Genomic DNA, 2069 nt, shown 5'->3' with positions numbered 1-2069 from the left:
TTCCTTCTCTCTATTTGTCTCAGATTTATTCCTAAAACTAAACCCGAATGTTTGTTTCAGTCGCGAGAAAAAACTTTCTATATAAGATCTTTTTCCATAACTCATCTCTTTTTTCCACTTCTTTATACCATCTTCATCATATGACTTTATGAGCTTGACTGCAGAATTTCTCTCAGCCATATAGTCTAACTTTGGATGCTCTGCTGCGTTGTTTTTCGGAGGAATTTTCGTTTTTATACCATATTGATTACACAGCTTATAGAGCTTTTCTCTGTCATATGCCCTATCTGCATATAGTACTTTTATGACATACTGAAAATCGACTTCTTTTAGCAAATCACAAGCTCCATAGTGATCAGCCGTTACTGTATTTTACAGCTATGGCTTTTTTGCTGTTTGTATTCAACATTACATGCAATTTTCTTGTCTGTTCATAGCTGCGATACTTTCTATCTTCGCTATTTTCTTTGCTATGACCAGGAGTGTTGTTGTATATACTAATTCCTGTACTGTCTATAGCAATTTCGATATCTTCCATATTATTTTCTGCAATCATTGATCTTAATATTGAGTTTCTTAAACCTTCTTGATGATTGTGAATAGCTGATAACTTGCAAATTTTTCCCAATTTGCTCAAGGTATTCTGCTATAAACCCAACTGTTTGCCTCAGGCCTATTCTAAATAAACAAGTTATTATGTGCACCAAAATTACAACTTTATCGCTATAAATATTGTTGCCACCTGGTATTTTTGGACCATTCTCGTACCACTTTTCTATGGCTTCGTTGATATAATGAAAAATATTTCCTCTTTTTTCTAGAAATTTGTTATATTCGCTATGGTTACTGACCCTCATTTTTTGTGGCATATTTTTTCTTTCAAGGTTAAATGGCTATTTTATAATGAATTTTATCAGTAGCCACCAGATTTTTTCAGTTGCTATGCAACAAAGCCATTCCAGTGTCAAGCACTGGGATCTGGTAGACAATGTTCATACAGCAGCTACTCGGATGACACCTTGTGCTTGCTGGCTATAATTGCTAAGGATTTTTATTTAATTTAACTGCATCTTTTGCCTTATCCAATAACCCATTAATAAAACCTATTTCGCTTGGTTTATCAAGTAAATCAGATGCAATGTTAGTATATTCATTAATGACAACTGGAACTGGCGTATCACAATTAGCTAACTCACATATTGCAACACGCAAAATAGATAAGCTTATAAGATTTAACCGTGAAAGGGACCAACTTGGGTGTAAATAAGACTCTATTATTTTATCATATTCTTCACTGCTTTTTATAACCTTATATAACAAGTTTTCTAAGAACTGATGTTCAAATTCTTCACATTCAAATATATCTTTCAACTTATTTATGTAGTCCTTAAGCTCACAATTCTCCAGTTTAAAAGTGCTTTTGTTGTAACCTACGAAAATATTTGAATAAGCAATTTGTACAGCAAGAAATCTTGCCGTGCTTCTTTTTATGCGCCACTTTTTATCTACTGGTTTTTTCTCCATTATTTTAATTTATTGTGTAAATCTATCATACGCAAAACAGTTGAGGCTGCATGGCCACCAACGTTCTTTTTGTTTTTATCAGCTCTAACTAGTGCTTTATCTTTGCTGTCAGCGGTAATTACACCCATACCAAGGGGTATTGCATAATGCATAACAACCTCATTTAAGCCTTCAATTACTCCTTTACAAACATATTGATAATGATCGGTTTCACCGCGAATTACGCACCCAAGAGCTAAATAACCATCATAATTAGTATGCCCACTCTTGACTGCAAAAAGAATTGTAGCTGGTATCTCAAATGTACCAAGAACCTCAACTACATCGTAACTGGCATTACTGCCTTTTAATTTATCAATTGCACCTTCAAGCAAAAGGTTCGCTATTTCAGTATAATAAATCGAATTAACTATTAGTATTCTCGACATTTACTACCACTTTTTTTGTTAAAAACAACTTTATTAATGACTGTTGAATTAGAGTTATAATATTACTAAATATCCAATATATTACCAGGCCGGCAGGAAAAGAAGAAAAAATAAAGA

Annotated in this window: 3 protein-coding genes and 1 pseudogene; 1 reads left to right on the top strand and 3 read right to left on the bottom strand. The window is 33.3% G+C overall.

The annotated features are described in order from the left end of the window. Positions 1 to 869 (bottom strand): annotated as a pseudogene (locus ACIPNH_RS06775) (IS5 family transposase); the annotation flags it as partial. A gap of 34 nt (positions 870 to 903) precedes the next feature. Here ACIPNH_RS06775 and ACIPNH_RS04955 point away from each other — a divergent pair. Further along, positions 904 to 1038: a hypothetical protein gene (locus tag ACIPNH_RS04955; protein ID WP_400772041.1), complete on the top strand. Its 135-nt coding sequence runs from the start codon at positions 904 to 906 to the stop codon at positions 1036 to 1038. 3 nt (positions 1039 to 1041) lie between these two features. On the opposite strand, the gene nusB is transcribed toward ACIPNH_RS04955, so the two are convergent. Further along, entirely contained in the window at positions 1042 to 1524 is a 483-nt protein-coding gene (nusB, locus tag ACIPNH_RS04950) for a transcription antitermination factor NusB (protein WP_400772039.1), read from the bottom strand. After that, positions 1524 to 1952 (bottom strand): 6,7-dimethyl-8-ribityllumazine synthase, encoded by a 429-nt coding sequence (locus ACIPNH_RS04945; RefSeq protein WP_264723741.1) that lies wholly within the window; start codon positions 1950 to 1952, stop codon positions 1524 to 1526. Before ACIPNH_RS04945 ends, nusB begins: the two co-directional genes overlap by 1 nt. Positions 1953 to 2069: the final 117 nt, after the last annotated feature.

The organism is Wolbachia endosymbiont of Drosophila barbarae, from assembly GCF_044752445.1.
Classification (GTDB): Bacteria; Pseudomonadota; Alphaproteobacteria; order Rickettsiales; family Anaplasmataceae; genus Wolbachia; species Wolbachia pipientis.
The sequence above is the reverse complement of the archived record's forward strand: the minus strand, read 5'-3'. Positions and strand labels throughout refer to the sequence as shown.